We start from the raw sequence: 25,372 nt of genomic DNA on the forward strand, positions 1-25,372 counted from the left end.
CCGGTGGTTAATGGCGGTATATAAGCCGGATTCCTCGGCCCCGAACGGATCGCCGGCGGCGTGGGCCGCTTCCGTCAGGGAGGCGCCCTCACCGCTGGCGCAAATCGCCGCGCCCATCCGGTTCCAGATGCGGTAACGCCGCAACGGCACCCCCGTCTCCGCCAGCGACAGGCCAGCCCGCGCCGCCAAGGCCGTCAGCCGGTGGGCCCGCCGGCATCCTCGCCGAGGTCACAAGGCGCACCAATCGCCGGCTGCTCACCATCGTCGATATCATGGCCGGAACCGAGCGCGGTGCGCTGCTGGTCCGCGAGCGTTTCGAGCGCGACGGCAGATCAGCCGAACTGGAGCGCTTGCTGGTGTACACCGTGCACGACGGACTGCTTTCCGAATGCTGGGTCTACGACCAGGACCAGACGCTGGTCGATGCCTTCCGGACGTGAAGCCGGTTCAGACAGCCTCCCCGATCGGCCTCGCCTTCCGCGCCGGAATCGTCATCGCGGCGACACCGACGACGACACAGGCGAGCCCGATCCAGGCGGTAGAACTCAACTGCTCGCCGAGGAAAACCACGCCCACCGCGACGCCGATCGGCACGCGCAGATAGGCCTGCGCCGTGGTGCCGACCGATCCCAAGGTCCGGATCAGGCGGAAATAGATCACGAAGGCGAGCGCTGTGGAGAACACCGCGAGCGCGAGCAGCGCCAGCATCGAACCGGTCGACGGCAGCAGCGTCCACGGCCGCTCCAGTACCAGGCTCACGGGAACCAGGAGCGCCGCGCCGCACAGCAACGACCCCGCCGCGGGCACCATCGGATCGAGATCCCTAAAACCCCGGCCGAGGATGGCCGCACCTGCGTAGCAGATGGCGGCAAGCACCATCGCGATCTGAGCCGTCAGTTCCTCGCCAAAACCGGACAGCGCCTGCACCCCGACGATCAGGCAGATGCCGGCCATCCCGGCGACGACGCCGAGCAACTTCCGTGACATCACCGCCTCATGGCGCGTGATGGCGAGCGTCAGGAAAAACGTGAATATCGGCGCCGTGGAGTTGAGGATGGTTGCCACCCCCGCATCCAGCGCCTGCGCGCCCCAGGCGACCATCGTCCACGGGATGACGCTGTTGAGGCAGGCCTGGAACAGGAAGCGTCGCCAGGTCGCGGCATCAACGGGCATTGTCACGCCGCGCCAGCGCATGATGGCCAGCAGCAGCAATCCGGCAATCAGCGTGCGGCACGCGATCAGGGTGATCGGCGGGATGGTCGCGACCCCGACCCGGATGAAGGTGTAGGACGCCCCCCAGAACGTCGCGAGCGCGAGCAGCAGCGCCAGTTCGGTCGCCATGCTGATACGCTGAGGATGAGTATCGCCCATGTCCGTATTTCCCGGTCTCGATCAATGCCGGGACGGACATTACAGCCGGATGCCCCTCGATACTTCGTTGTGCGCCGAAGTGTGGATGCAACTTTCGCCCCGGCCGGGCCTTCCGGCGACCGACGCGTCAGCCGACCGAGCCGACCTCGAACACCTCACCGTCATAGCCGGCCTCGAGGGGAATCCGGAGCTGGCGGCCGCCATTGTTTTTGGTCATCACCGGCGTCACGGTGACGACGGATTTGCCTCTGGAGTCGTCGAGCGCCGCGTTCACGCTCGCCTGCTTGCCGAGCTTGATCAGGTTGCGCGTGGTCGGGAATGGCAGCTTGAAGCGACCGGTCTCGCCGCCTTCGAGCGCCTCGCGCGGCGACACCCAGATCGAATCGGTGGATTCCTTGCCGTCATGGGCGCCGACCTGTTCGGGCGGCGCGGCGGCGAGGAAGAACCAGGTGTCGAACCGCTTGGGCATGCCCTCCGGCGTGATCCAGTGCGCATAGGGCACGAGTTCGTCGAGCGCCAGCACCATGCCGTTATCGATCAGCACCTTGAGGAAGCTGATCTTGCTGTCGCAGAGGTCGGCGCGATGCGCCGCCTCGATCTCGCTGGCGCGCTTGGCATCGACCAGCGTTTTCGATCCCTTCGGCCGCGCCAGCAGGATACCGCTCTCCTCGAAGGTTTCGCGGATCGCAGCGATACGGAAACTGAGCGTGGCCTCGTCCAGCCCCTCACCGCCCGAATAGAGTTCGGGCATCGCGATGATCTCCTTGTCGCCCTTGTCGACACTGCCGCCGGGAAACACCAGCGCGCCGGAATTGAAGTCGATCTCATAATGGCGAACCATCATGAAGACCTCGATCTCCTTAGCGTCAGGGCTGTCGCGCAGCAGCAGGATGGTGGATGCGGGACGCGGGGCGACGGCTTCGGCCATAACAGTTTACTCCTCGGGACCTCATCCTGAGGAGCGGCCCTTGGGCCGCGTCTCGAAGGATGATTGGAATAAGCGGGGCCTCATGGTTCGAGACGGCGCTTCGCGCCTCCTCACCATGAGGGACTTCTAGCCTGCCGCGCTGGATTGCGGTTGCAGATTGGCGCGGCGGTCGACGCGCGCCACCCGCGACAGCAAATACTCGACTTCGGCCTTTGCGGTTGCCGTGATCGTCGCGCCGGGCTTGCGCTGCGCGCTGGACGAAATGATGCCGCGCTTCTGCAGCACGTATTTGCGCACCGACAGGCCCGCGCCGGGCTGCTGCTCGTAGCGGATCAGCGGCAGATGCGCGTCGAACAGATCGTGCGCAGCGTCGCGCTTGCCGGCCTTCGACAGTTTGACGACGTCGATCAATAGTTCAGGGAATGCGTAGCCGGTCATGGCACCGTCAGCGCCGCGCTCCATTTCGAAATCGAGGAACAGCCCGCCATTGCCCACGAGAATGGACAGCGGCTGCAGCGAGCCGTCCTTCTGGAAGTTGCGCAGCGTGGTGATCTTTTCCAGGCCCGGCCAGTCCTCATGCTTGAGCATCACGCAGGACGGCGAGTCCATCACGATCTTGCGGATCACGGCGGGCGTAAAGATCACGTTGAGCGTCAACGGATAATCCTGCAGCACCCAGGGAATCTCGTCGCCGATCGCTTCCTGCGCCTGCTTGAAATAGCCCGTGATCTGGTCGTCGGTGCGCAGATGCGGCGGCGGCGCGATCATCACGCCGGCGGCGCCTGCATCCATCGACGCCTTCGCCAGCGACCGCATCGAGGCAAAACCCGGCGCCGAGACGCCGACAATAATCTGCATGTTCTTGGCGCGCTTGACGAAGCGGATCGCGACCTGCTCGGCCTCGGCGGCGTCGAGCTTCGGCGCCTCGCCCAAAATGCCGAGCACAGTGACGCCATCACAGCCGACTTCGGCGTAGAAATCGGTCAGCCGGTCGATTGATTTCTCGTCGATGCGGCCGTCATCGTGAAACGGGGTCGGCGCGATCGCAAAAGTGCCTGCGGCCTGGGCGGTGAGATTTGTCATCGAGTGCCTCTATCCCTTTCGTCATTCCACAATGCGCAATTGCGCATTGGGGTTCGATGCTACGCATCGCTCCTGCGATGACATTTACTTGAATCGCCGCGCCGACTTCTTGATATCCTCCTCGGAGAAGAAGATTTCCTTGGCGTGGGTAACGATATCCTCAGCCTTCCACCCCGTAAACGGCGGCGTCCAGCCTTCCATTTCCATCATCCGCATCTCCCGCACGCCGCGCGGGCCAGAGACGCCGAGCACCTTGCCGGTCTGGTCGCCCGACAAGTCGCTCACCATGTATAGCACGGCCGGCGCGATGCCGTCCGGCCCCAGCGCCGCGCCGGGGTTTTCCTTATAGCGCGGCAGGTCAGCGGTCATGCGGGTCAGCGCGCCCGGCGCCAGCGTCCATATCCGGATATTGTACTTGCGGCCCTCGATCGCCAGCACGTTCGACAGTCCCCAGATACCACCCTTGGCGGCGCCATAATTGGTCTGGCCGAAATTGCCGATCAGGCCCGAGGTCGAGGACGTGTTGACGATGACGCCGCCGCCGTTTTCGCGCATCCATTTGAACACCGGCTGGGTGCAGCAGAAGGTGCCTTTGAGATGCACCCTGATCACCTTGTCCCAGTTGGCTTCCTTGGCCTTGGCAAACGTCTCGTCGAGCAGGATGCCGGCATTGTTGACCAGGATATCGGCGCGGCCGAAATTCCTGATGGCGTCCTCGAACACCGACTGACCGCCGGCCATGGTCGAGATGTCGGAGCCATTGGCGACCGCGCGGCCGCCCTCTTCCTTGATCGCATTGACCACCTTCTGCGCCATCGACACGTCGGCGCCTGAACCGTCGCGCGGCCCGCCGAGGTCGTTGACCACGACCGCCGCGCCCTCGCGCGCGAACAGCTTTGCGTAGGCCTCACCGAGCCCGCCGCCCGCACCGGTAATGATCGCGACCTTGCCGTCGAGTAATCCCATGGTGTTTTTCTCCCTCTTATTAGTTGCCGTCATTCCGGGACTCGAAGCGAACCCGGAATCTCGAGATTCTCAGGTGCGCAATTGCGCACCATAGTTCGATACTCCGCATCGCCCCGGAATGACGGTGGTATTAACCCAGCACCGTCTTGCCGCTCTTGATGACCGTGACGCCCCTCGCCTTCACCTTGGCTTCGAACGAGACGACGTTGCCGTCCTTCCACAATTCCATCGTCACGGTCTCACCGGGGAAGACCGGCGATGAAAACCGCGCGACGTGCTGTCTGAAGGCGGACGGATCGTAGTCGGCGTAGGTCTGCAGCACGCCGCGGCAGGTGATGCCGTAGGTGCACATGCCGTGCAGGATCGGCCGCGGAAAGCCGGCCTTCCTGGCGAACTCGGGATCGGAGTGCAGCGGATTGCGATCGCCACAGAGGCGATAGACCAGCGCCTGGTCCGGCCGCGTGGTGATGTCGATGATCTTGTCGGGCGTCCGGCTCGGCACCTTGTGCGGCTCGGGCTGGCCTTCGGACGGTCCGCCAAAGCCGCCATCGCCGCGCGCAAAACGCGAGGCCACCAGCGTGGCGAGCTTCTCGCCGTTCTCGTCCTTCAGCACGGTCTGGTGCCGGATAACCGCGCCCTTGTCCTTGCCCTTGTCGAAGACGTCGAGCACGGTCGAGTCGGCGGTGATCTTGGCCGCACTCGGCAGCGGCTTGTGGAAGGTGATGTCGCGCTCGCCGTCGACCACCATCACGCGGTTCAGATTCATCTCGCCGGGGCCTGCACCCCACGCGGCCACCGAGGCGAAGGTCGGTACGACCTTGAGGGGACGCGGGATCAAGGTGCCCTCGTTGACGTAGGCCAGTTCGTTCTCGTCCATCGGATCGGCGCCCATGCCGATCCCGTAGGCGTAGAGCATCACTTCGCGGTCGGTATAGGCGTATTTCTGGCCGAGATTTTTCAGGGCCATGAGCTGTTCGTAATTGATCGGCATGTACTAGTTCCTCTCCCGAACTTTCTTCTTCAGCGGCGCCAATTGCAGCGCCCTCTCCACTTGTGGGAGAGGGCTACGCTGGCAGCGCCTCAAACTCGTTTGGGTGAGGGGTTGGCCCTCCAGACACATCTCTCTCGTGGAGAGAACCCCTCATCCGGCGCTTCGCGCCACCTTCTCCCAGACGGGGAGAAGGGAAAGACTCTAGGCCGCCGTGAAAAACGGCAATGGTGCGCCGTCGGTCGGCTTGAACACCACCTTCACCTTCTGGCCGATCTTCAGGCTCGTTAGATCGCAATCGACGATGTTGGTCTGCAGCGACGGGCCTTCCTTCAGCGTGACATAGGCGATCGCGTATGGCCCGGTCGGCGATTTGCGCATCAGGCTGTAGGTGTAGATCGTGGCCTCGCCGGAAGCCTCCTCCCACTCCGTCTTGTCGGAGAAGCAGAACGGGCAGATCGAGCGCGGGAAGTAGTGCGGCTCGCCGCAGGCGGTGCAGCGCTTGATCATGAACTTGCCGGCCTTGGCCGCTTCCCAGAACTGCGCGGTCTCGGGATTGGTCACCGGCGCCGGATATTTTTTCGATTCAGCCATCACACGCGCTCCAGAATGCAGGTTGAGGCGGCGTGACGCACGCCGAGAAGTCCGCCGGTGCCGTGGGCGATCGCGAGATCGCAGTTCGGCACCTGCACCTTCGGATGGGCTTCGCCGCGCAATTGGCGGACCGCCTCGAGGATTTTGGTCATGCCGCCGCGATTGACGGGGTGGTTGCTGCAAAGACCGCCGCCATCGGTGTTGAACGGCAGCTTGCCGACGCCCGAGATGAGATTGCCGTCGGAGACGAACTTGCCGCCCTCGCCCTTCTTGCAGAAGCCGAGGTCTTCGAGCTGCATCAGCACGGTGATGGTGAAGCTGTCATAGATCGAGGCGTACTTGATATCTTTCGGGGTAATACCCGCCTCCTCGAAGGCGCGCGGGCCGGACCAGACGCCGGCGGAATAAGTGAGGTCGATATCCTTGCCGCCGCGCGGGCCCTTCATCGCCTCGCCATGGCCGATCAGCCGCACCAGCGGCTTCTTCAGGCTTTTGGCGATTTCCGCCGTGGTCACGATCATCGCGCCGCCGCCGTCGGTGACGACGCAGCAATCCATCCGGTGCAGCGGGTCCGAGATCATCGGCGAGTTGATGACATCCTCGACGGTAACGACATCCTTCAGCATCGCGTGCGGGTTGTACTGGGCGTGATGGGAGGCCGCGACCTTGATCCAGGCGAGTTGTTCGCTGGTGGTGCCATAGTCGTGCATATGGCGCATGGCACACATGCCGTAGGCATTGTGGGTGGTCGCCCCATAGGCCGCCTCGAAATCGGCTTCCGCACCGGCGGCGCGCGCTGGCATCGGCCCGGTGCGCGGCTTGCCGGCCAGCGTGACCAGCGCGATCGAGCATTTGCCCGCCGCGATCGCCTCCGCCGCGTGGCCGAGATGGATCAAATAGGAACAGCCGCCGGTCTCGGTGGAATCCATATGGCGAACCTTCAACCCGAGGTAATCGACCATCGGCCAGAGGCCGCCGGGGGCGTCACCGGCGCAGAAATAGCCGTCGATGTCGGCTTTGGTGAGCCCGGCATCTTCGATCGCGCCCTTGGCGACCTCGGCGTGCAACTGCGCGGTTGATTTGTCGGGTGCGTGCCGGGTGGGATGCTCGTAGATCCCGGCAATGTAGGCTTTGCCCTTGATGGTCAAATGGTTCTCCGTTGGCGTTTCTTCTTCCAGGTTTTTTTCTGGCCTGTCGCCGCCCCCTTGGCAAGCGCCGAAATATTCCGCAGGGCGAGACGGTAGCGACTGGACTCAACTCGGGATGATTATCGGCGGAAATCGTATCAGGCCGGGGATGCGGATATGCCAGCGCGTTCTCGCGGCGCGGCGCGCCCGAGTTGTACTGACCGCTTGCCCCCTCCAGAATGAGAGGGCGCAGGGAAGACCGGGTGCGCGCTGCACCCGCGGTCTCGTGTGCAATGTGCACAAAGAAGTGCGCACACGAGCATACAGGTCCAGCGGAGAGCATCCGGCCTTCCCTGCGCAATGGTTTGACGGCTTATGGCGCGCTCTCCCCGGAGACGAATTCCTCTTGCCTCCGTCGCTGCCGGATTGACGGCTCAACGAACCCGGTTGGATTCGAACAGCCTCCGCCAGCTTGACACCAGCCACGGGTGCCAGAACCACACGCTTTTGCCGTACGCAATAACGCCGCTCGTCCTGCGCGGATCAATCGCTCACAGCCCCAAGACAAAGCTTAAGGCCGCCCTGCAATGCCTCGCGCGCGCGGGCGCCTCGCGTCCACCGCTCCCCGCACTCCACGTATCGTGACGACGCGTACGCCCCTCTTCGATGAGGCGGGATGGCGCGAAGATGGAGCTGATTTGGGGGAAATGAGAAGCGATATATTTTTACCGCGCAATCTGGACGACCCAAATCACGTTGAAATGTCTGGCGAAATTCGTTTCTGGACGCAAAGTATTTTCACCGCTTCTTGGTCTGCTGTCAGCGCAGTCACGCACCCAAACGCTCGTTGATTTGCCCGATGGGCGACAGGCGAGAGCAAGGCAGATACCTTTTCATGGCAAACCCGAACAAAAGCATTTCCCGAAAAGGGAGATGAAGAGCAGAAAGTCAGCGAGTGAGACGCGGGGCGAGCGTATAATTCCAGCGTGGACAGATGTCATCCTCGGACAGTGCGAGTCCCCTCAATTGTGCTTCCGTTACCTTGCGACCATTTCGGTAAATTTGCTCGTCGCGATAGGCTTCAACCTTTAGACCGGCGGTTGTTGTCGTCCCCCTGATGAAAGCGAGCATCACATCGAGATTGCGAAGAGGCTGGCCTGCCCAGTTCAGGCTGATATGGCTGAACAGCCGGTATTCGATGGGGTTCCATTTGGAACAAGCTGGCGGGTAATGACACAGGGTTACACTCAACCCGAATGCGTCACATATCTTCTCTTGTAGATCCATTTTCCAGGTTCGAAGGTTGTATCCGTTGCCTCCGCCTCCGTCGGCAAGAATTAGCAACCGGTCGGCAGGTGTATAGGCAGACCGGCCATGATGCTTCCACCAGTTCACTAAACAGTTCACGGCGAACTCGGCTGTGTTTCCAGACGTTCCAACAGTTACGTACCCAACATTCTTAGCGACATCGTAAATCCCAAACGGTACCGCTATGCATTTCGCATAACTGGCGAAGAAAGAGTCTTCGACCTCAATAGGCTGCCTGCGCCAGCTTTTCCCCTCTGGCCGGTAGTTTCCGATTAGCTCTTTCTTTTTTGTGTCGATGCTTATGACGGGAAGCCCTTCGCCAAGGAACTTGGCTTTAAGCAAAGCGATGTGTTTGAACTGCCTATCGCGGTCGGGGTGCTCTGCTCCTGCTTGCCTTCTCTTGGCAGCTTGCAAAGAATATCCCATTTTGTGAAGCAACCGCGCGACGGTACGATAGCAAACTGGATGGCCTTGCTCTGCGAGACGCTTACTGAGATTTCGGGTGCTGCTACGCACCCATCTTTGAAGGTTCATTGGATCACCGGCGGTTTCCTCTGAAAGCATTTGCTGAAGAACGCGCTCTATGTCAGGATCGCTTACTTCAGTCAGTTTTCTGCCGGAGCCAAGGGCTCTGCTCCGTATCAGACTTCCAGCCTGCGCAGCTTCGGTGAGTCTCATTTGGCATCTCTGCGCCGATATCGTCGAGGCCGCGATACCGGTTACACTGGCCAGCAGGAGACAGCCGCCAGGACCGATCACCAAGGTCTCTGCCGCGGCCCAACAAGCCTGCTGCCGTCGGTCTAAGTAGGGACTGAGTACTCGCCATCTTTTGAGAATGTCGGAGTGATTTGTCACGATCGCTCCTCCCCTTTCCAGTTGGCGGATTGCTGCTGTCTGGCTGGCGGGAAATTCCACGTGCATTGTTCACCGCCTGAGCGTCGTAGAGCGGGCAAAGCGACTTGTCCGCCGTAACTCAACGAGCGAAGGCAGAAGCGCGCCCAACATTCCGGACAGCGACCGTCGAGAGATGGTGCGCACGGCGCTTTGCGCCTTTGCCCACCCTACGGTGCCCTACTCCGCCGCGATCTGCCGCGGCGCGGGTGGCGGGTTGGCTAGATCGGCGGTGAGTTGGGCGTGGCGGGCCTTGGCGTCCTGCACCGCCTTTTCCTTCACCGGGCCGTAGCCGCGGATGCGGTCGGGCAGTGACAGGATTTCGACGGCGATGTCGTGCGTGACCGGCGACAGCAGGCCGAGCACGGTGGCGACGTCCTTTTCGTAAGCCACGATCAGATCGCGTTCGAGCTTGCGGTCGGCGCTGCGGCCGAAGATGTCGAACGGCGTGCCGCGCAGGAAGCGCAGTTTCGCCAAGGTCCGGAACACCGGCATCATCCAGGCGCCGAACGCGCGCTTCTTCGGCCGTCCGAGTGCATCCTTGCCGCCGCCGAGGATCGGAGGTGCCAGGTTGAAGTTGAACTTGAAGTCGCCTTCGAACTGATCGCGGAGCTGCTTTTCGAAACGGCCGTCGGTGAACAGCCGCGCGACTTCGTATTCGTCCTTATACGCAAGCAGCTTTGCGTAGTTGATCGCAACCGCCCGCGGCAACGCGTCGCCATAGCCGCCATCGGTAGCCGCATCGCGCACGCGCTTCACGAGGCCCCGATAGCGCTCGGCGAGCGCGGCATTTTGGTAGTCGGTGAGGTGCGCGCTGCGATGGGCGATGATCTCGTCCAGCGACATCGCATCCAAGGTCTTCGGCGCAACAACCTCGTCCTGGCCCTTCATCATCGCCTCGAGCCGCGCCGGATCGGCGGCGGCGAGACGGCCGAGCTGGAAGGCCTGCGTGTTCATCTTGATCGAAACGCCGTTGACCTCGATCGCCTGCAGTATGGCCTTCGCCGACAGCGGCAGCAGGCCCTTCTGATAGGCGTAGCCCAGCATCATGATGTTGGTGGCAATGGAATCGCCGAGCAACGCTTCGGCCGGCTTGGTGAAATCGAAGAAGGAAGAATCCTTGCGCAGCTCGGTCTCCAGCACCGAGTTAAGCTTTCGGCTCTGGAAATTGAAGTCGCGGTTGAGGATGAAATCCGCGGTCGGGATGACGTGGCTGTTGATGATGCCCACCGTGCGGGTGGACTCGCACAGCGTCACCATATCCTTCGATACCGCCACGACTTCATCGGCTGCGAGCACAAGGTCCGCCGTGCCGGTGACGATGCGCGAACAGGTGACGTCGGCGGTGTGCTCGGAGAGCCGGACATGGCTGAGCACCGCACCACCTTTTTGCGCGAGGCCGGACATGTCGAGGATCATGCTGGCCTTGCCTTCGATGTGCGCGGCCATGCCGAGCAGCGCACCGATCGTGAGCACGCCGGTGCCGCCGACGCCGCCGACCGCGATGTTGTAGGGCCGCGCCAGCGAGGGGAATGAGGCCGGCTCCGGCAGATCGCCGATATCGCCGAGGCTTGTGTCACCAAGGCTGGCCGGCGCGCGGCGGCGCGGCTTGCCGCCATCGATGGTGACGAAGGACGGGCAAAAACCCTTGATGCAGGAATAGTCCTTGTTGCAGGTCGACTGGTTGATGGTGCGCTTGCGGCCCATCTCGGTTTCCAAGGGCTCGACCGAAATGCAGTTCGACTGCACCGAGCAATCGCCGCAGCCTTCGCACACCGCCGGATTGATCATGACGCGGCGCGCCGGGTCTTCCATCAGGCCACGCTTGCGGCGGCGGCGCTTTTCGGCGGCGCAGGTCTGCACGAACACGATCGCCGAGGTGCCCTTCAGCGTGCGGCAGGTCCTCTGGACCGCGTCGAGGTCGTCGCGATGCGCGGTCTTGACACCGGGCGCAATCTCGGACGCCGGATAGGCGCCGGGATTTTCAGAGACGAGATAGATATTGCGGATGCCTTCGGCGTGAAGCTGGAAGGTGATCTGTTGCGGCGACAATTCGCCGTCGACATGCTGGCCGCCGGTCATCGCGGTCGCGTCGTTGTAGAGGATCTTGTAGGTGATGTTGGCGCCGGAGGCGATCGCCTGGCGGATCGCGAGGCTGCCGGAGTGGAAGTAGGTGCCGTCGCCGAGATTGGCGAATACGTGCTCTTCCTTGGTGAAGGGGGCGACGCCGACCCACGGCACACCCTCGCCTCCCATGTGGGTGTAGGTCTCGGTCGAGCGGTCCATCCACAGCGCCATGAAGTGACAGCCGATGCCGGCAAAGGCGCGGCTGCCCTCGGGCACCTTGGTCGAGGTGTTGTGCGGACAGCCGGAGCAGAAATACGGGGTGCGGGTGACGGGTGCGACCGCCTGCATCTGGGTCGCCTGCCGGCCATTGAACCAGTCGGCCTTGGCGCGCAGCATCGCGGCGATTTCGGGATTGAGATTAAGTCGAAGCAGCCGCTCGGTCAGCGAGCTTGCCAGCGAGGCGACGGAAAGCTCGGCGGCAAAGGTCAGGAAGCGCTTGTCGTGATCGTCCATCTTGCCGACGATGCGCGGGCGGACGTCGTCGCGCCAGTTGAACAACTCCTGCTTGACTTGATTTTCGACGATCTCGCGGCGCTCCTCGACGATGAAGATCTCTTCGAGGCCGACGGCGAAGTTGCGCACGCCTTCCGGCTCCAGCGGCCAGGGCATGCCGATCTTGTAAAGCCGCAAGCCGATCTTGGCGGCGACCTCCTCGGTAATCCCGAGCTCGCGCAGCGCCTGGCGGATGTCCTCATAGCTCTTGCCTGACGCCATGATGCCATAGCGGGCGTTCGGCGAATCCATGGTGACGCGGTTGATCTTGTTGGCGCGGGCAAAGGCGATCGCCGCATAGCCCTTGTAGTCCTGCAGGCGCAAATCCTGCGCATAGCGATCGTCGGGCCAGCGCAGGTTGAGGCCGCCCGGAGGCATCTCGAAATCGGTCGGGATCGCGAACGGCGTCATCTCGTCGGTGAGATCGATCTCGGCGGTTGTCTCCACCGTCTCGGTGATCACCTTCATGCCGACCCAGCAGCCGGAATAGCGCGACATCGCGATACCCAGCAGGCCCATCTCGATCATTTCATGGATGCTGGAGGGATAGAGGTAAGGCATCAACGCGGAGATGAAGGCGTGGTCCGACTGATGCGGGACGGTCGAAGACTTTGCGCCGTGGTCGTCGCCTGCAAGGACGAGCACGCCGCCATTTTTGGCTGAGCCCGCGGTATTGCCGTGCCTGAAGACGTCGCCGCAGCGGTCGACGCCGGGACCCTTGCCGTACCAGATGCCGACCACGCCATCATATTTGGCGCCGGGCGAGAGGTTGAGCTGCTGCGAGCCCCAGATCGCGGTCGCCGCGAGGTCCTCGTTCACGCCGGGCTGGAACTTGATGTTGTATTGTTCGAGGTGTTTTCGCGCTGCGAAGAGCTGCTGGTCATAACCGCCCAAGGGAGACCCGCGATAGCCGGAAATGAAGCCTGCGGTGTTCAGCCCTGCAGCGCGGTCGCGGCGGATCTGCGCCATCGGCAGGCGGACCAGCGCCTGGATGCCGGTCAGGAAGATGTGCCCCGTACCCTGGGTGTATTTCTGATCGAGACTGATCGGACCCTGGTTGATTCCCATTGCACCCTCTTGAGCCTTGACCGGGATGACTGTTTTTTAGCTAGTCATCTGAGCTTGTTAGAACCAGTCTATGTCGGATTTTCTTGCCCACGCACTACAAATCTCGCCCCCGAAGCCGCGCTTTCAAAGATCGCAACTTCGTGCCGGGAATAACGGCGCCGCTTTTCGGTTTGTGTCGTCCGGGAGCCTCGGCGCGAAACGGCATGACATCCCTCCTCTGTCCGCTTTCGCGCTATAACGCCCCAGGAGGCCAGATGGTGCAGGGACCACGCCGGACAAAGCGGACGATTCTCGCTCGCGTGCTTTTGTGCACTGCGTTCGCGGTCGGCGAAGTCTTCGCGGTCAGCGAAGTCTTCGCGGTCAGCGAAGGCCATGCCCAGTCCAAGGTCGAGCCGACCGTCCAACCGACCGCCGAAGACATCGCGCGCGGCAAGGCGCTGGCCGACGCCGGCGACTGCGCAAGCTGCCATACCGCCGATCCCGCAAAACCGTTCGCCGGGGGCAAGCGGATCGATACCCCGTTCGGCGGCATCTATTCGCCCAATCTGACGCCGGACCGCGAGACCGGCTTGGGTGCGTGGAGCGATGACGAGTTCTACCGCGCGTTACGGTTCGGCGTTGCCCGCGACGGCTCGCGCTATTACCCGGCCTTCCCCTATCCGAACTTCACCAGGCTGACGCGCCAGGACATTTTTGCCATTCGCGCCTATCTGGCGACGCTGACACCGATGAGCCATGCGCCGCGTGCGCCCGAACTGCGCTGGCCGTTCAATTATCGTGTCGTGATGCGCGGCTGGAACTGGCTGTTCTTCAAGCCCGGCATTCTGATGCCGGACCAGCAGAAGAGCGCGGAGTGGAATCGCGGCCGCTATCTGGTCGAGGGCGTCGCGCATTGCGGCGCCTGCCATACGCCGAAGAACATGTTTGGCGCCGACAGACGGGGCCAGGCTTACGGTGGCGGGCGGGTCGCGGGCATGTTCGCGCCGCGGCTGGACGGCGCTGAGCGCGGCGGCCTGAAATCCTGGAGCGTGGAAGACATCACCGAATATCTGCAGAGCGGCCGCAACGCCAGGAGCCATGCCGGCGAATTGATGTCGGAGGTCGTGGTCAATTCGACCTCTGTCATGAGCGATGGGGATGTCAGAGCCATCGCGGTTTATTTGAAAGACCTGCCGGCCGGCGCGCCGGAGCCGAAGGTCACCCCGCCACAACCTTCGCAAATGGCCGCGGGCGAAAAGCTCTACAATGGCGCCTGCATCGCCTGCCACGAAGCCGACGGCTCAGGCGCGCCGCGGATCTACCCGCCGCTGCCCGGCAACGCCAACCTGCAATCCGCCGACGCCTCGAGCACGCTGCGCATCATCCTCGACGGTGCGCAGACCTTAACGACGCCGCGCGCGCCCAACAAGGGATCGATGCCGGCCTACGCCGCGAAGATGACCGACCAGGAGATTGCCGACGTGACGAACTACATCCGCAATGCCTGGGGCAATGCGGCGCCGCTGGTGACGGCAGATCAGGTCGCAAAGGCGCGGCGAGCGAAGTAGCAAACCCTCATGGTGCGGAGCGCGGACGCACGTCTCCGGACGATGCTTCGTATCGCCGGGAGAACCATGAGGCCACAGGCGGGCCTACATCTTTCGAGACGCGCTGCGCGCTCCTCAGGATGAGGATTAGTGGTACTGCGCGCAGCTTACCGCTCGCCGTTGAACACGAATTTCGGCATTTCCCATTTGTAGCGGATCGCCAGCAGGCGCAGCGTGAGACCCAGCGCAAATGTCAGCGCGGTCCATAGCTGGTCATTGAGGTTGAGCCCGAACGCGGTGGCATAGAACAGTCCGGTCACGACGGAGACGCTGGCGTAGAGTTCGGCGCGAAACAGCAGCGGCACATCGTTGCAGAGAATGTCGCGCAGCACGCCACCGGCGCAGCCGGTGATCATGCCCGCCACGATCACGATCGGCAGCGAGGCGTTCATCTGCCAGGCGACATCGCAGCCGGCCATGGTGAAGACCACGAGCCCGATCGCATCCAGCACCAGAAACGCCGTGTTGAGCCGGTGCACATGCCGCGCGACCAGGATGGTGACGAAGGCCGCGACCGCCGTCAGCGCGAGATAGGACGGGTTCTGCACCCAGACCAGCGGATAGTGCCCGAGCAACACGTCACGGATGGTGCCGCCGCCGAGCGCCGTAATACAGCCGAGCATGCATACGCCGGCCCAGTCCATGCTGCGGCGGCCCGCCGCGAGCGCGGCGGTCATCGCCTGCGCGGTCAGCGCCACATAGGACAGCAAATGCAGCACGGTATCGCTCGGTGGCAGGCTCCACATGGGCAACCTCACATTGGGAACCCGGGGAATCACCGGTTCCAACATCACGGGGTTGCAACATTGGCGCGGAACATCCGCTCACGCCAACCATTGTCTTGCCGGTTAACCGCGGGATGCTAACGGAGGAACCTATTCATGGCATACCAACCCAATCCGAACGATCCCTACCGCGCCGGCCTGAGCGATGAAGAAATCCGCCACCAGGCCCGCCTCAACAGTCTGGACAATGAGTTGCAGGCCGATTCCCCGCTCGCCGAAGGCTCTCCCAGCGGCGCCAAGGTCGCCATGTTCGCCGTTGCCATCGCGGTGGTGCTGGGCGCCCTGTTCTATGGCCTCAACAATACGACCGTGAACCAGGCAGGCACCTCGCCGGCCAACCAGACCGCACAGACGCAGCCGGCCAACCCCGCGGCGCCTCCGGGCATGCGTGACGTAACGCCCCGCAGCAACAACCAGCCGGGCACGACCACGGGTGCGGCACGGCCGCCGGCCACATCTCCGGCTCCGAGCACGGACATGAACAAGGCGACCACGCCGCCGGCCGACAACGCGCCGGCCAGCAAGCAGTAACAATCATCATCTGAAACGACGCGCAGCGGGCCGATCGGCCCGCTGCTTTTTTGTGGCCGAATAATTTGTGGCTAGCCAAACATCTTGTTGAGTTCGCCGCCGGGATAGCCGTTGGCGAATTCGGTGAACGTGCCCTGCTCCGCCATCTCCTTCGATGCCCTCATGAAGCCGGCCCACGCCATCCGAGCCAGCGCGCCGCCGACGCTGACGCGGCGGACGCCGAGATCGCCTGCAATCTTCAGCGACGGGCCGGATGCGCCGACCAGCAGATTGACGGGTTTTGGCGCGACCGCCTTCACGACCGCCGAAATCTCTTCAGGCGCAGCGATGCCGGGCGCATAGAGGCAATCGGCGCCGGCTTCGGCATAGGCGGTGAGCCGGTCGATCACGAGCTTCAGATCCTTCTGCCCGCGCAGGAACGCCTCGCAGCGGCCGGTGAGCATGACGCCGCTATTGTCGGCATCGATCGCCTTGCGCGCCGCCCTGATGCGGTCGATGGCGAGCGCGCGATCGAACAGCGGATTTGCGTTGTCGCCGGTAAAATCCTCGATCGAAAGGCCGGCAACGCCGGTCTTCACGGCGCGCGCGACATTGACGCCGACCTTGTCCGGCTCGTGGGCAAAGCCGTCCTCGAAGTCGGCATTGACGGGGATGTCGACCGCCGCGCAGATCGCGGCCAGATGATCGCAGACGTCGTCGACGGTAACGCGGTTGTCGGCCTTGCCAAGCGTCCAGGCAAAGCCCGCGCTGGTGGAAGCCAGCGCCTTGAAGCCGAGATGCTGCAAGGCTACCGCGCTGCCGACATCGAAGGGATTGGGGATGATGAAGCATCCGCTCTCGTGCAATTTCCTGAATGCGGCGCGCTTGTCAGCAGGTGTCAGCATGGGTCGCTCCCCTCAATATTTGTTGGCGCCGCGTAGATAGGAATGCAACGCCCGTTCTGCCAGACGCCTCACGCCACGACCTTGCGCAGGAACGTCCGCTCCTCGGCGAGGATGAACCTGTTCTCCTCGGCGAAATTGAAATTGGCCATGCCTTCGCTGTCCGCCCGCAGCCGCTCCCGGTAGCTTTCATAGTCCGCCAGACTCTCGAACGAGATCAGCGCAAAGGCGATGTTGTTGGTGCCCTCATGCGGCATCCAGTAACCGAGCAGGTCGCCGCCGCATTTCGGGATGATGGTGAGCCAGTTCTTGGAATATTGCTCGAACAGAGCGCGCTTGAACGGATCGAGCTGGTAGCGGATGAAAACGGTGATGGTCATGGCGGGGCTCCGGTCGTTGTAACCATCATTGCGAGGAGCGAAGCGACGAAGCAATCCATTCCTCCGCTTGTGGCGGGATGGATTGCTTCGCTTCGCTCGCAATGACGGAGCTGATTTCTGAGAGCAGAGCATACCCGCTTGATCGACGTCGATGCTTCGGCTATCATCGAACTATGAAAGCAGGCCCCGACATCGCCATGGTCGCCTCACTCGTCGGCGATCCCGCGCGCTCCAACATGCTGACCGCGCTGATGACCGGCCGCGCGCTGACCGCGAGCGAGCTGGCGCACCAGGCCGGCATCACGCCGCAGACCGCGAGTTCGCATCTGGCGAAACTCGAAGCCGGCGGCCTGATCGAGCCGGAAAAACAGGGCCGTCACCGCTACTACCGTCTCACCGGCCCCGACGTCGCCCATGTGCTCGAAGGCCTTGCGGGCCTGGCGGAGCGCGCCGGCCACACCCGCGTGCGCACGGGACCGAAGGAGCCGGCGCTGCGCCGGGCGCGGATCTGCTACGACCATCTGGCCGGCGATCTCGGCGTGCAGATGCTCGACAGCCTACGCACGCAGCGGCTGGTCCGGCAAACAAAACAGGCGATCGAACTCACCGGCGAAGGCAAGCGCTTCATGGCTGAGGCGCTGCAGATCGACACGGAGGCGCTGGCGCATCCGCGAAGGCCGGTCTGCAAGGCCTGCCTCGACTGGAGCGAACGGCGGCACCACCTCGCCGGCACACTCGGCGCCGCGGTGATGAGCCGCTTCACCGAATTGAACTGGGCGGCGCGCGATCCCGCGCCGGGCAGCCGCGTTGTCAACTTCACCCGCACCGGCGAAAAACGCTTCGCGGCGCTGTTCGGCAACGTGCCGGAGTAACGCCCGCGTTTTGAACTTTTCAGGCGCGCGCGCAGACCAAGCGACATCTGCGCTTCGCCGGGAAATCCGTGAGCCGTCCGCTTCAAATCATTGCCGCCGCGCTGCTGTTCGCGTGCTACGCCCTGCCCGTCCGCGCAGAAGCTCCGCCAAAATTCGGCGACCACACGGTGAAGGTCTACACCGGCAAGCGCGCAAAACCGCGCCTCGACCACGAGTTCTGGCGCGATCGCAGCGAAACCTACCGTGGGGCGATGGAAGACAACAAGGTGAACGCCGGCGGGCGCTACATCGTCGTCATCCTGCCCTGTGGTTCGGAATGCCAGGCACCGACATTCCTCGACGTCCGCTCGGGACGGATCACCCAGTTCTTCACCGTCTCCAGCTGGGGCGAAGTGCCTGATGATTTCGAGCCCGTGATCAGCCGGGCCGACAGCCGCCTCATCATGTTTCGCGGCAAGCGCAACGAGCAAGGCATCAACGGCAACCATTATTACCTGATCGACGACCGCGGCCAGTTGAAGCATCTCCACACGACGGACACCGGCGGCGATTTCAAAGCCGCGCTGAAGGCCGAATGATACGGCCCGATCTCTGCAACAAATGAAGCTGCGCGGCCTTCACGACGCCTGGCGTCGGCATCATTACGCCCCTGCCATCTCGTCTTTCTGGAAGTACCGGCCAGGGACAGCGAACTGGTGCTCGGATTTTGGCCCTGGCTAGGCCCACGACAAATCACGACATTCATGTTCCATTCAGCTGTTCGTGACTAGGTTCCGAACCGTGCCGCCTTGCGGCCGAGAACGGGAGAAAGCATGAAGTACCTTTTCGCAGCAGTTTTGGCCCTGGGCACCGTTGCCAGCTTCAGCGCGGCGGAAGCCGCGGGCGGATGCGGCCCCGGCTGGCATCGTGGCCCCTATGGTGGTTGCCAGCCCAATCGCCGGGCCGTTGTGGTTCGTCCAGCCCCTATCGTCGTGGCCCCTCCGGTCGTCGTGGTGCGGCCCGGCCGCGTGTGTCCTTACGGCACCGTGTGGCGCTATGGACGCTGCCGCGCTTACTGATATTTCCAATGCACGACAAATATTTCCAATGCACGACAAAGCCCCGCTCGCGCGGGGCTTTTTTTATTCCAAACAATCTCTGGCGACGCCTCACCAGTAACGACGGCGCCAGTAGCGGCGGCGCCAACGACGGCGGCGATGCCAGCCCCAATGCCTGCGACGCCAACGGTGGCGGCGCCAACCCCAGTGCCGGCGACGCCAGCCCCAGTGCCGGCGGCCCCAGCCGCGATGACGGCCGCGGCCCCAGCGCACTTCTTCCGGCGTGAGGCGATCGACCTCCTCGCCCGAAGTGACGGCGGGTTGGGCATCAGGATTGACGGGCAGTTTGGCGTCGTCGGCGAGCGGCGCCGGCATCAGCGGCGCGGCCTGCGCGCTCGCTGCAAGCGCGATACCGCCCGCGGCAAATCCAAAGGCGAGTTTCAGAAAGTGGCGGCGTTCCATCACATCTCCTCCTCCGTCTGCTGGGTGCGAGAAAGAGAGTTTCGAGGTGCCGAGATGAACGCGCGGTGAATTGAGCGTTCAGGTTTGCTGCCAATCGAGTCGATCCAGAATTTTTTCGCGTGCTGTTGCGCGCAGCGGAACATTTATCGCTGCTGCGGTATTTTTGCATCGCGCGTGCGTGACGGGCGGCGCGGCCTGCATCTCAAGCCGTGACCAACTCCTCGGCAAGCACCAGCACATCCCGCGTCCGCGTCACATCCGGCCAGTCGCGGTTGAAATCGGCGACCAGGCGCTTCAGCTCCGGTCCCTCGATCGCGCGATCGAGCGCGGTTTTGTCAGGGAATTGATACATCGCCTGGTGCAGCGAGGGTTCGGTGACGCTCCAATAGCGCCATGCCTTCACGGCCCCGAACGATTTCATGGCATCCGGCAGATGTTCGCGCGAATACCAGGTGTCGAACGCCTGACGTTTGGCGGGATCGGACACGGTGGCGCGGACGACGAAGACGGCTGCGGGCATCGGATTTCCTCCTGAGCATTGTTTTTGTTCGGCGCATGGTACCGGTTGCCTGCCACACGCAACTGTCACATGCTCCGTGATATCAAGACCGCGCGCAACGCGTTATCCGAGGTGCCACCCATGCCCATCCGCCATCGCTCCGCCCTTGCCGCAGCCCTCTGGCTGTTGGCAACGGCCGTTCCCGCCCTTGCCGACGACATCATGTTGCCGCGCGAGCCGCAGATCGGGCCGCGGCCGTTTTATCTGGTCGACAAGATGAAGGACGGGCCGCTGAAGCAACAGCTCAGCCAATGCACCGGGCCGTTTCGCAAGACCGACTTTTCCATTGGCCATCGCGGCGCGGCACTCGAATTCCCCGAACATACCCGCGAATCCTATGTGGCGGCCGCCCGCATGGGCGCCGGCATCATCGAATGCGACGTGACCTTTACCAAAGACCGCGAACTGGTCTGCCGGCACTCGCAATGCGACCTGCACACCACGACCAACATTTTGACGGTGCCGGAGCTTGCCGCAAAATGCTCGCAGGCCTTCAGCCCCGCCGACCCGGCAACCGGCAAGAAGGCGTCGGCAAAATGCTGCACCAGCGATATTACGCTCGCCGAATTCCGGCGGCTTTCCGCCAAGATGGATGGCTTCAATGCCGATGCGAAGACGCCGGAAGAATACCAGAACGGCACGCCGCGCTGGCGCACCGATCTCTATGCCAATTCCGGCACGCTGATGACGCATGACGAGAGCATCGCGCTGATCAAGAGCCTGGGCGCCAAATTCACGCCGGAGCTGAAGGCGCCCGAAGTCGCGATGCCGTTCGGCGGCGACTACAGCCAGGAGAAATACGCTTCGCAAATGCTGGACGCCTACAAGAAAGCCGGCATTCCCCCGGGCGATGTGTTCGCCCAGAGTTTCAATCTCGCCGACGTCCTCTATTGGGTGAAGACCGAGCCGGAGTTTGCCAGGCAGGCGGTCTATCTCGAAGAGCGCTACGAGAAGCAGGGTCTCGATCCCGGCAAGCCCGAAACCTGGAAACCTTCGATGGCAGAATTGAAGGCGCAAGGCATAGCCATCCTCGGACCGCCGATCTGGACCATGCTGACGCTGAACGACAAGCGCGAGATCGTGCCGTCCGAATACGCCAAGGCCGCGAAGGCCGCCGGCCTCGACCTGATCGGCTGGTCGCTGGAGCGCGACGGCCCGCTGCACAAGGGCGGCGGCTTCTATCACAAATCGATCAAATCAGCGGTTGATCGCGACGGCGATACGCTGACGGTGCTGGACGTGCTCGCCAAACAGGTTGGCGTGCGCGGCATGTTCTCGGACTGGCCGGCGACGACGACGTTTTATGCGAGCTGCACGGGGATGAAGTGAGGGGCTTCGCAGGCAGACGGAAGCAGGATCTCAGTTCTCACGCAGTTTGCGTGCGGCTTGGGCTGCAGGTCTGCTGACGCTCGAAGCCAGCCAAACGTCCAATTTTGGGTAGGCCGTCAAGTCCAGCTTCAACCGCGTGAGAACATAGAGCACACACGCAACCATAAAGTCGGCCATGTCCCACTGTTCGCCGCCGAAGAACGCGGTTTTCACGAGTTGCTGCTCAAGAATGGCAAGCTTGGTCCGCAGCGTGCGTTCAGCCTCATCAGCCAGGCTCGCGCTCCGCTGCTCCGGCGGAAAGTAGACCCGGTTCCGAAACAGCGTGATCATGGCCGGTTCAATGTCGTTCGCGACAAAGAACGTCCATTGGAGAACTCGGCCCCGGCCTTGCGGGGTCGATGGGTAGAGCGAGTTCTTATACTTCTCCGCGAGGTAGAGGTTGATCGCTGCCGATTCCCACATCACGAATCCATCGTCGTCAATACTCGGCACGCGCCCATTTGGATTGAGCGCGATGTACCAGGATTCCTTGCATTGAGCATTCGGCGGATCGAACGTTACCGGAATATGTTCGTAAGGAATTCCGAGCTCGTTTGCCAGCCAGATCACTCGAAACGCGCGGGAGTGAGGCGCTCCATAGATCCTGAGCATAACTTCCCCCTGTGGCCGCTGTGTTCTGGGCTTCAAGCCAACGATGGACATTGCCGCGCCCCGTCAAACGCAACCGCACGCTCCCCTCACTCCGCACCCGAAGTCCAAATTTCCAGGTTTGCCTGGCACGTCGCGCGGCGTCGGCTGAGTGTATCAGTTGGTTCTTGCCAGCTTGTACGTGCCCTTCTTGTGGCCAACGACCTGACTAATCCCTTCGAAATTGCTCTTTAGCGGCTCGACGGTAATGACGAGTTCGGCCTGGAGGCCTTCGAATTTTCCGGTCCCGCCAATTATCTTGCACTTGTTGGGTTGCCCCGGCAGGAAATCGCATTGCTCGAATGTTTGATCGCCATCCTTATCGACATAAGTACAGAACCCGTGGAGTTCGGCGGTCTTCGCCGACGCATCTCTGAGCCGGCTAAACTGGCAGCGCCCACCCATGTTATTGAGCACTGGATTTCCCTCGTCGTTCGTTGCCGTCATGGCCTGGTTCAGCAGGTCGAACTCTCTACCGCCGCCAACCGGCATCGGCTTGGGAGGCGGGATTGGCGTCGCAGTAAATGTGACGGAGACCGGTCCTTCCGGCGGCACGCTCTGAGCCTGAACACTGGTAGCCGTCAGAAGGAAAACGATCGAAGACAATCCGACAAGTGTGTGAGAAATTGCCATCGCTCTCTCCTTTGATTGCGCAGAGAACCAATTGCAACCGAGCAAGCTATGCCTCGCGGAACACGTGAGCAAGGACAAAGACTTTCAGCATTGATCAACAAGTGTTGCAGCGCGGCTGCCCAGCTCAAGAAGCGCCAGAAGAGCTAGCCATTTCGTCAGCCGGCCCGAAATTCTCCGGCGAACATAGCTTCGGCTTTGGCCGCGCGTGCCTACACGAGGCGCGCATGTCAAATCAATTTCATTGGTGCATCACCAACCACCCGGAGATCGATCCTGCTGATCAGATCCGAACGGAGCGCCTCGGCGGCGCTGATGGCGTCCGTCGTCTGCCGCAACGTACTGACGTTCGATCCGAGCGACACGATGCCGCCCAGCACCGCGGCGATCGACCCGAGGGCGGCGACCTGACTGGAGCCGAACAGGCCGAGCAGCATGACCAGCAGCAATGCGACGCCGCCGACGATGGCCGCCTTGGAAACCAGAATGACCTTCCGGCATCGCTCCGAGACTTCGGCAAGCTCCTCGAGCCGCTCCTCGATGAGTGAAATCTCGTCGCTCGGGTCGTCTTCAGCCGTCAGATTCAAGATCGAGCACCAATGGGTCAGTTTCGCAAGATGGGTTAGCGCAGTGTAACCCACCGGAGTCTCGACCCGCGAGGGCCTGGCGGTGGGTTATGCGGAGTTTATCATCGGGCGCGCATTCGCGCGACCCGTTGGCTAACGCACTCTGTACTGCGCAACGCCAGTCATCTGGGCGTTTCCACCTCTCCTCAAGCAGGCTGGCTCCTAATTTCGTGAACGCGTGAAGGGCACAAAGCGCACGAGAGCGACGGCGCGCGTCGTCGTCTTGTCAGGGGCGATTTTTTCCACGACCGTGAGCTGCTGCGTGGTGTAAGCGGACCCCACCGGCATGACGAGCCGGCCACCCACTTTGAGCTGCTCAATCAGCGGCGGCGGTACCTCCCCGAGCGCGGCGGTCACGACGATGGCGTCAAAAGGACCGCATTCGGGCCAGCCAGCATAGCCGTCGCCCAGCCTGACGCTCACATTGTCATACGCGAGGTCTCTGAGTGCTTTCGCGGCAGTCTCGGCCAAGGCCGGAATAATCTCGATGGTGCAGACCTTCCGCGCCAGGTGCGCAAGGATGGCGGCCTGATAGCCCGAACCCGTGCCGACTTCGAGCACGACATGATCGGGCGCGACCCCGGCCAACTCTGTCATCAAGGCCACGATGAACGGCTGCGATATGGTCTGGCCGCGGCCGATCGAAACCGGCATGTCCGCATATGCGATGGAGCAAGACCGCTCAGGGATGAACAGATGGCGTTTCGTTCGCCCCATGGCCTCAAGAACTCTCTCCGAGATGCCCTGCTGTCCCACAACACCGGCGCCGGAACGGGCGTAGGCCCTGATGGTTTCGACCATGGCGGCGCGCTCGCCGGCGCATTCAGCATCCTGTGCGGCGGCTTCCCGCGCGAAGGTAACCATGGACAGCACGAGTGGCAGCAAGATCTTCATGACCATGCGCTCGGCTATAAAAAATCGAAAGCATCGTCCGCTATGCCGGATGGAAGTATACGATGCTATCACCTCGATGGAACAGGTTGTCTAGTTAACTTGGGCAGAGTGGACATGCTCTGCCCTCTTCCAAGTGCCGGTTTGTCCCCTCTCCCCGCAAGAAAGTGAACACAGCCATCGGGGGACGGCGGTGCTTATGAAAACTACTGTTGTCGGGGCTGCAACTGCACTGGCGCACGCGCTTGCGCCCTGGCTTGCGTCGGCGGAAGCGTTGACACGGGCTTACGTGCAGGATTGGCAACCGGCCGCGGCGGATTGGCTGATGTCGCCCTTGATGCCGCCGTTGATGTCGCCGCAGATGTCGCCGCAGATGTCCTGGGCCGCAGGTTCTGCTCGGAGGCGCTGGAGATCACGCGCGCGATTTGTTCCTGGCTCGCCCTGAGCTGCTCGGCGGTCCTGGCATTTTCGCGGGCCAGTTCATCCCGGCTGGCCTTTAGCTGCTCGATCTCCTGCTGCACGTTTGCGAGATCGCGCGCCATCGTTTGGAGCGACTGTGTCACCTCGGGTGGGATCGCGACGGCTACCGCCTCTTGCGGCACGGTCTGAGCCGGAGATGATAATTGCGAAACTGCTGCATCCGCCGCGGCCACTTGCACGGCAGGCAGGCTCTGCTGGGCGGCGAGTTCCGGTGTTGCCGACGGCGTCGACGAAGCCAGTTGCGGTGCCCACCGGGAGATCATCGGCCTGACCGTCTCGCCATAGGACTGCCAGGCGAAAGCAGCGGTACAGATGCCCGCTGTCAGCAGCAGGCCGATCAAGCCGCGTAGTGCCGGCCTGCCTCGCGATGGCCGACGAAGCCTGTTCGCGGGCTTCTTCTCCAGCCTGGAAATCTGTTCATTGAACCGTGCGAGTTCTTCATCCGCGCGAACGATCTGCTCATAAGCATGCGCGAGCCGCTCATCGGCGCGCGCGACCAGCTCGATCTCTTGCGTGGACAGTGCGGGATTAACGTGTGGATCAGTTTGCCTGGTGTTCGCCGGGGAATCCATGGGTGCCCTCCTCCCAGTTTGCCGTCAACTGAACGGGCGATCGTCGGATTGTAGACACTCCCTACCGCCGTTTTGACCAAAGCAAGGCTGGAGGATGGAAAGTATAGGGCTGATTTTGGGC

26 protein-coding genes are annotated in these 25,372 nt (G+C 62.6%); 7 read left to right on the forward strand and 19 right to left on the reverse strand.

Features of this window, described 5'->3' with window-relative positions; genetic code table 11:
* Positions 1–272 precede the first annotated feature (272 nt).
* Positions 273–440, forward strand: coding sequence for a hypothetical protein (locus tag JQ624_RS20830; protein WP_212420785.1), 168 nt, complete (start codon positions 273–275; stop codon positions 438–440).
* Between the two features lie 7 nt (positions 441–447).
* Here the strand turns inward: JQ624_RS20830 and JQ624_RS20835 are convergent, their stop codons facing one another.
* From JQ624_RS20835 to JQ624_RS20875, 9 genes are all read right to left on the reverse strand, one after another.
* Positions 448–1,371: a DMT family transporter gene (locus JQ624_RS20835; RefSeq protein ID WP_212420786.1), complete on the reverse strand. Its 924-nt coding sequence runs from the start codon at positions 1,369–1,371 to the stop codon at positions 448–450.
* 127 nt (positions 1,372–1,498) lie between these two features.
* Positions 1,499–2,299 (reverse strand): NUDIX hydrolase, encoded by an 801-nt coding sequence (locus tag JQ624_RS20840; protein ID WP_212420787.1) that lies wholly within the window; start codon positions 2,297–2,299, stop codon positions 1,499–1,501.
* Between the two features lie 126 nt (positions 2,300–2,425).
* The gene (locus tag JQ624_RS20845; RefSeq protein WP_212420788.1) at positions 2,426–3,382 is read right to left on the reverse strand and encodes a dihydrodipicolinate synthase family protein; all 957 of its coding nucleotides are present in this window, start codon (positions 3,380–3,382) and stop codon (positions 2,426–2,428) included.
* A gap of 84 nt (positions 3,383–3,466) precedes the next feature.
* Positions 3,467–4,348: an SDR family oxidoreductase gene (locus JQ624_RS20850; RefSeq protein WP_212420789.1), complete on the reverse strand. Its 882-nt coding sequence runs from the start codon at positions 4,346–4,348 to the stop codon at positions 3,467–3,469.
* Positions 4,349–4,478: 130 nt separating this feature from the next.
* Positions 4,479–5,339 (reverse strand): MaoC/PaaZ C-terminal domain-containing protein, encoded by an 861-nt coding sequence (locus JQ624_RS20855; RefSeq protein ID WP_212420790.1) that lies wholly within the window; start codon positions 5,337–5,339, stop codon positions 4,479–4,481.
* A 201-nt stretch (positions 5,340–5,540) separates the two neighbouring features.
* Positions 5,541–5,930, reverse strand: coding sequence for a Zn-ribbon domain-containing OB-fold protein (locus JQ624_RS20860; RefSeq protein WP_212420791.1), 390 nt, complete (start codon positions 5,928–5,930; stop codon positions 5,541–5,543).
* The gene (locus JQ624_RS20865) at positions 5,930–7,078 is read right to left on the reverse strand and encodes a thiolase domain-containing protein (protein ID WP_212420792.1); all 1,149 of its coding nucleotides are present in this window, start codon (positions 7,076–7,078) and stop codon (positions 5,930–5,932) included. The genes JQ624_RS20860 and JQ624_RS20865 overlap by 1 nt, the downstream gene beginning before the upstream one ends.
* A gap of 927 nt (positions 7,079–8,005) precedes the next feature.
* Positions 8,006–9,286 carry an ISAzo13 family transposase gene (locus tag JQ624_RS20870; protein WP_212420793.1) on the reverse strand — a complete coding sequence of 427 codons (1,281 nt, stop codon included), beginning with the start codon at positions 9,284–9,286 and terminating at the stop codon, positions 8,006–8,008.
* Between the two features lie 150 nt (positions 9,287–9,436).
* The gene (locus JQ624_RS20875) at positions 9,437–12,943 is read right to left on the reverse strand and encodes an indolepyruvate ferredoxin oxidoreductase family protein (RefSeq protein ID WP_212420794.1); all 3,507 of its coding nucleotides are present in this window, start codon (positions 12,941–12,943) and stop codon (positions 9,437–9,439) included.
* Between the two features lie 254 nt (positions 12,944–13,197).
* Between JQ624_RS20875 and JQ624_RS20880 the strand changes: the two genes are divergently transcribed.
* Positions 13,198–14,490, forward strand: a complete 1,293-nt coding sequence (locus tag JQ624_RS20880; protein ID WP_212420795.1) for a cytochrome c — start codon at positions 13,198–13,200, stop codon at positions 14,488–14,490.
* 146 nt (positions 14,491–14,636) lie between these two features.
* On the opposite strand, the gene JQ624_RS20885 is transcribed toward JQ624_RS20880, so the two are convergent.
* A complete protein-coding gene (locus JQ624_RS20885) occupies positions 14,637–15,275 on the reverse strand; it encodes a trimeric intracellular cation channel family protein (protein ID WP_212420796.1) in 639 nt (212 codons plus the stop codon).
* Positions 15,276–15,410: 135 nt separating this feature from the next.
* Here JQ624_RS20885 and JQ624_RS20890 point away from each other — a divergent pair, with 135 nt between their 5' ends.
* Positions 15,411–15,845 carry a hypothetical protein gene (locus JQ624_RS20890; protein WP_212420797.1) on the forward strand — a complete coding sequence of 145 codons (435 nt, stop codon included), beginning with the start codon at positions 15,411–15,413 and terminating at the stop codon, positions 15,843–15,845.
* A gap of 71 nt (positions 15,846–15,916) precedes the next feature.
* Here JQ624_RS20890 and JQ624_RS20895 read toward each other — a convergent pair whose 3' ends face one another.
* Positions 15,917–16,729 (reverse strand): oxaloacetate decarboxylase, encoded by an 813-nt coding sequence (locus JQ624_RS20895; protein ID WP_212420798.1) that lies wholly within the window; start codon positions 16,727–16,729, stop codon positions 15,917–15,919.
* 68 nt (positions 16,730–16,797) lie between these two features.
* On the reverse strand, positions 16,798–17,106 hold the full coding sequence (locus JQ624_RS20900) for an NIPSNAP family protein (RefSeq protein ID WP_212420799.1): 309 nt from the start codon (positions 17,104–17,106) through the stop codon (positions 16,798–16,800).
* Between the two features lie 173 nt (positions 17,107–17,279).
* On the opposite strand from JQ624_RS20900, the gene JQ624_RS20905 reads away from it, so the two are divergent.
* The 3 genes from JQ624_RS20905 (at position 17,280) to JQ624_RS39730 (ending at position 19,036) form a co-directional block, all read left to right on the forward strand.
* The gene (locus JQ624_RS20905; protein ID WP_212420800.1) at positions 17,280–17,978 is read left to right on the forward strand and encodes a helix-turn-helix transcriptional regulator; all 699 of its coding nucleotides are present in this window, start codon (positions 17,280–17,282) and stop codon (positions 17,976–17,978) included.
* A gap of 68 nt (positions 17,979–18,046) precedes the next feature.
* Entirely contained in the window at positions 18,047–18,556 is a 510-nt protein-coding gene (locus JQ624_RS20910; RefSeq protein ID WP_212420801.1) for a hypothetical protein, read from the forward strand.
* A 234-nt stretch (positions 18,557–18,790) separates the two neighbouring features.
* A complete protein-coding gene (locus tag JQ624_RS39730) occupies positions 18,791–19,036 on the forward strand; it encodes a GCG_CRPN prefix-to-repeats domain-containing protein (RefSeq protein ID WP_409334353.1) in 246 nt (81 codons plus the stop codon).
* A 90-nt stretch (positions 19,037–19,126) separates the two neighbouring features.
* Here the strand turns inward: JQ624_RS39730 and JQ624_RS20915 are convergent, their stop codons facing one another.
* Complete coding sequence (locus JQ624_RS20915) at positions 19,127–19,477, reverse strand: twin-arginine translocation signal domain-containing protein (RefSeq protein ID WP_212420802.1); 351 nt, start codon at positions 19,475–19,477, stop codon at positions 19,127–19,129.
* A gap of 202 nt (positions 19,478–19,679) precedes the next feature.
* The gene (locus tag JQ624_RS20920; RefSeq protein ID WP_212420803.1) at positions 19,680–19,997 is read right to left on the reverse strand and encodes a hypothetical protein; all 318 of its coding nucleotides are present in this window, start codon (positions 19,995–19,997) and stop codon (positions 19,680–19,682) included.
* A 120-nt stretch (positions 19,998–20,117) separates the two neighbouring features.
* Between JQ624_RS20920 and JQ624_RS20925 the strand changes: the two genes are divergently transcribed.
* Positions 20,118–21,365 carry a glycerophosphodiester phosphodiesterase family protein gene (locus JQ624_RS20925; RefSeq protein ID WP_212420804.1) on the forward strand — a complete coding sequence of 416 codons (1,248 nt, stop codon included), beginning with the start codon at positions 20,118–20,120 and terminating at the stop codon, positions 21,363–21,365.
* 30 nt (positions 21,366–21,395) lie between these two features.
* On the opposite strand, the gene JQ624_RS20930 is transcribed toward JQ624_RS20925, so the two are convergent.
* From JQ624_RS20930 to JQ624_RS20950, 5 genes are all read right to left on the reverse strand, one after another.
* Entirely contained in the window at positions 21,396–22,016 is a 621-nt protein-coding gene (locus JQ624_RS20930; protein ID WP_212420805.1) for a glutathione S-transferase family protein, read from the reverse strand.
* Positions 22,017–22,169: 153 nt separating this feature from the next.
* Positions 22,170–22,685, reverse strand: a complete 516-nt coding sequence (locus tag JQ624_RS20935; protein ID WP_212420806.1) for a hypothetical protein — start codon at positions 22,683–22,685, stop codon at positions 22,170–22,172.
* 227 nt (positions 22,686–22,912) lie between these two features.
* A complete protein-coding gene (locus JQ624_RS20940; RefSeq protein WP_212420907.1) occupies positions 22,913–23,263 on the reverse strand; it encodes a hypothetical protein in 351 nt (116 codons plus the stop codon).
* A gap of 207 nt (positions 23,264–23,470) precedes the next feature.
* Complete coding sequence (locus JQ624_RS20945) at positions 23,471–24,202, reverse strand: protein-L-isoaspartate(D-aspartate) O-methyltransferase (RefSeq protein WP_212420807.1); 732 nt, start codon at positions 24,200–24,202, stop codon at positions 23,471–23,473.
* 203 nt (positions 24,203–24,405) lie between these two features.
* A complete protein-coding gene (locus JQ624_RS20950; protein ID WP_212420808.1) occupies positions 24,406–25,251 on the reverse strand; it encodes a hypothetical protein in 846 nt (281 codons plus the stop codon).
* Positions 25,252–25,372: the final 121 nt, after the last annotated feature.

It is taken from the genome of Bradyrhizobium sp. AUGA SZCCT0283 (genome assembly GCF_018130385.1).
GTDB lineage: Bacteria > Pseudomonadota > Alphaproteobacteria > Rhizobiales > Xanthobacteraceae > Bradyrhizobium.

Coding starts and splice junctions, on each gene's coding strand:
- JQ624_RS20830 (WP_212420785.1), top strand. CDS start 273: ATGGCCGGAACCGAGCGCGGTGCGCTGCTGGTCCGCGAGCGTTTCGAG.
- JQ624_RS20835 (WP_212420786.1), bottom strand. CDS start 1,371: ATGGGCGATACTCATCCTCAGCGTATCAGCATGGCGACCGAACTGGCG.
- JQ624_RS20840 (WP_212420787.1), bottom strand. CDS start 2,299: ATGGCCGAAGCCGTCGCCCCGCGTCCCGCATCCACCATCCTGCTGCTG.
- JQ624_RS20845 (WP_212420788.1), bottom strand. CDS start 3,382: ATGACAAATCTCACCGCCCAGGCCGCAGGCACTTTTGCGATCGCGCCG.
- JQ624_RS20850 (WP_212420789.1), bottom strand. CDS start 4,348: ATGGGATTACTCGACGGCAAGGTCGCGATCATTACCGGTGCGGGCGGC.
- JQ624_RS20855 (WP_212420790.1), bottom strand. CDS start 5,339: ATGCCGATCAATTACGAACAGCTCATGGCCCTGAAAAATCTCGGCCAG.
- JQ624_RS20860 (WP_212420791.1), bottom strand. CDS start 5,930: ATGGCTGAATCGAAAAAATATCCGGCGCCGGTGACCAATCCCGAGACC.
- JQ624_RS20870 (WP_212420793.1), bottom strand. CDS start 9,286: ATGCACGTGGAATTTCCCGCCAGCCAGACAGCAGCAATCCGCCAACTG.
- JQ624_RS20875 (WP_212420794.1), bottom strand. CDS start 12,943: ATGGGAATCAACCAGGGTCCGATCAGTCTCGATCAGAAATACACCCAG.
- JQ624_RS20880 (WP_212420795.1), top strand. CDS start 13,198: ATGGTGCAGGGACCACGCCGGACAAAGCGGACGATTCTCGCTCGCGTG.
- JQ624_RS20885 (WP_212420796.1), bottom strand. CDS start 15,275: ATGTGGAGCCTGCCACCGAGCGATACCGTGCTGCATTTGCTGTCCTAT.
- JQ624_RS20890 (WP_212420797.1), top strand. CDS start 15,411: ATGGCATACCAACCCAATCCGAACGATCCCTACCGCGCCGGCCTGAGC.
- JQ624_RS20895 (WP_212420798.1), bottom strand. CDS start 16,729: ATGCTGACACCTGCTGACAAGCGCGCCGCATTCAGGAAATTGCACGAG.
- JQ624_RS20900 (WP_212420799.1), bottom strand. CDS start 17,106: ATGACCATCACCGTTTTCATCCGCTACCAGCTCGATCCGTTCAAGCGC.
- JQ624_RS20905 (WP_212420800.1), top strand. CDS start 17,280: ATGAAAGCAGGCCCCGACATCGCCATGGTCGCCTCACTCGTCGGCGAT.
- JQ624_RS39730 (WP_409334353.1), top strand. CDS start 18,791: ATGAAGTACCTTTTCGCAGCAGTTTTGGCCCTGGGCACCGTTGCCAGC.
- JQ624_RS20915 (WP_212420802.1), bottom strand. CDS start 19,477: ATGGAACGCCGCCACTTTCTGAAACTCGCCTTTGGATTTGCCGCGGGC.
- JQ624_RS20920 (WP_212420803.1), bottom strand. CDS start 19,997: ATGCCCGCAGCCGTCTTCGTCGTCCGCGCCACCGTGTCCGATCCCGCC.
- JQ624_RS20925 (WP_212420804.1), top strand. CDS start 20,118: ATGCCCATCCGCCATCGCTCCGCCCTTGCCGCAGCCCTCTGGCTGTTG.
- JQ624_RS20930 (WP_212420805.1), bottom strand. CDS start 22,016: ATGCTCAGGATCTATGGAGCGCCTCACTCCCGCGCGTTTCGAGTGATC.
- JQ624_RS20935 (WP_212420806.1), bottom strand. CDS start 22,685: ATGGCAATTTCTCACACACTTGTCGGATTGTCTTCGATCGTTTTCCTT.
- JQ624_RS20945 (WP_212420807.1), bottom strand. CDS start 24,202: ATGAAGATCTTGCTGCCACTCGTGCTGTCCATGGTTACCTTCGCGCGG.
- JQ624_RS20950 (WP_212420808.1), bottom strand. CDS start 25,251: ATGGATTCCCCGGCGAACACCAGGCAAACTGATCCACACGTTAATCCC.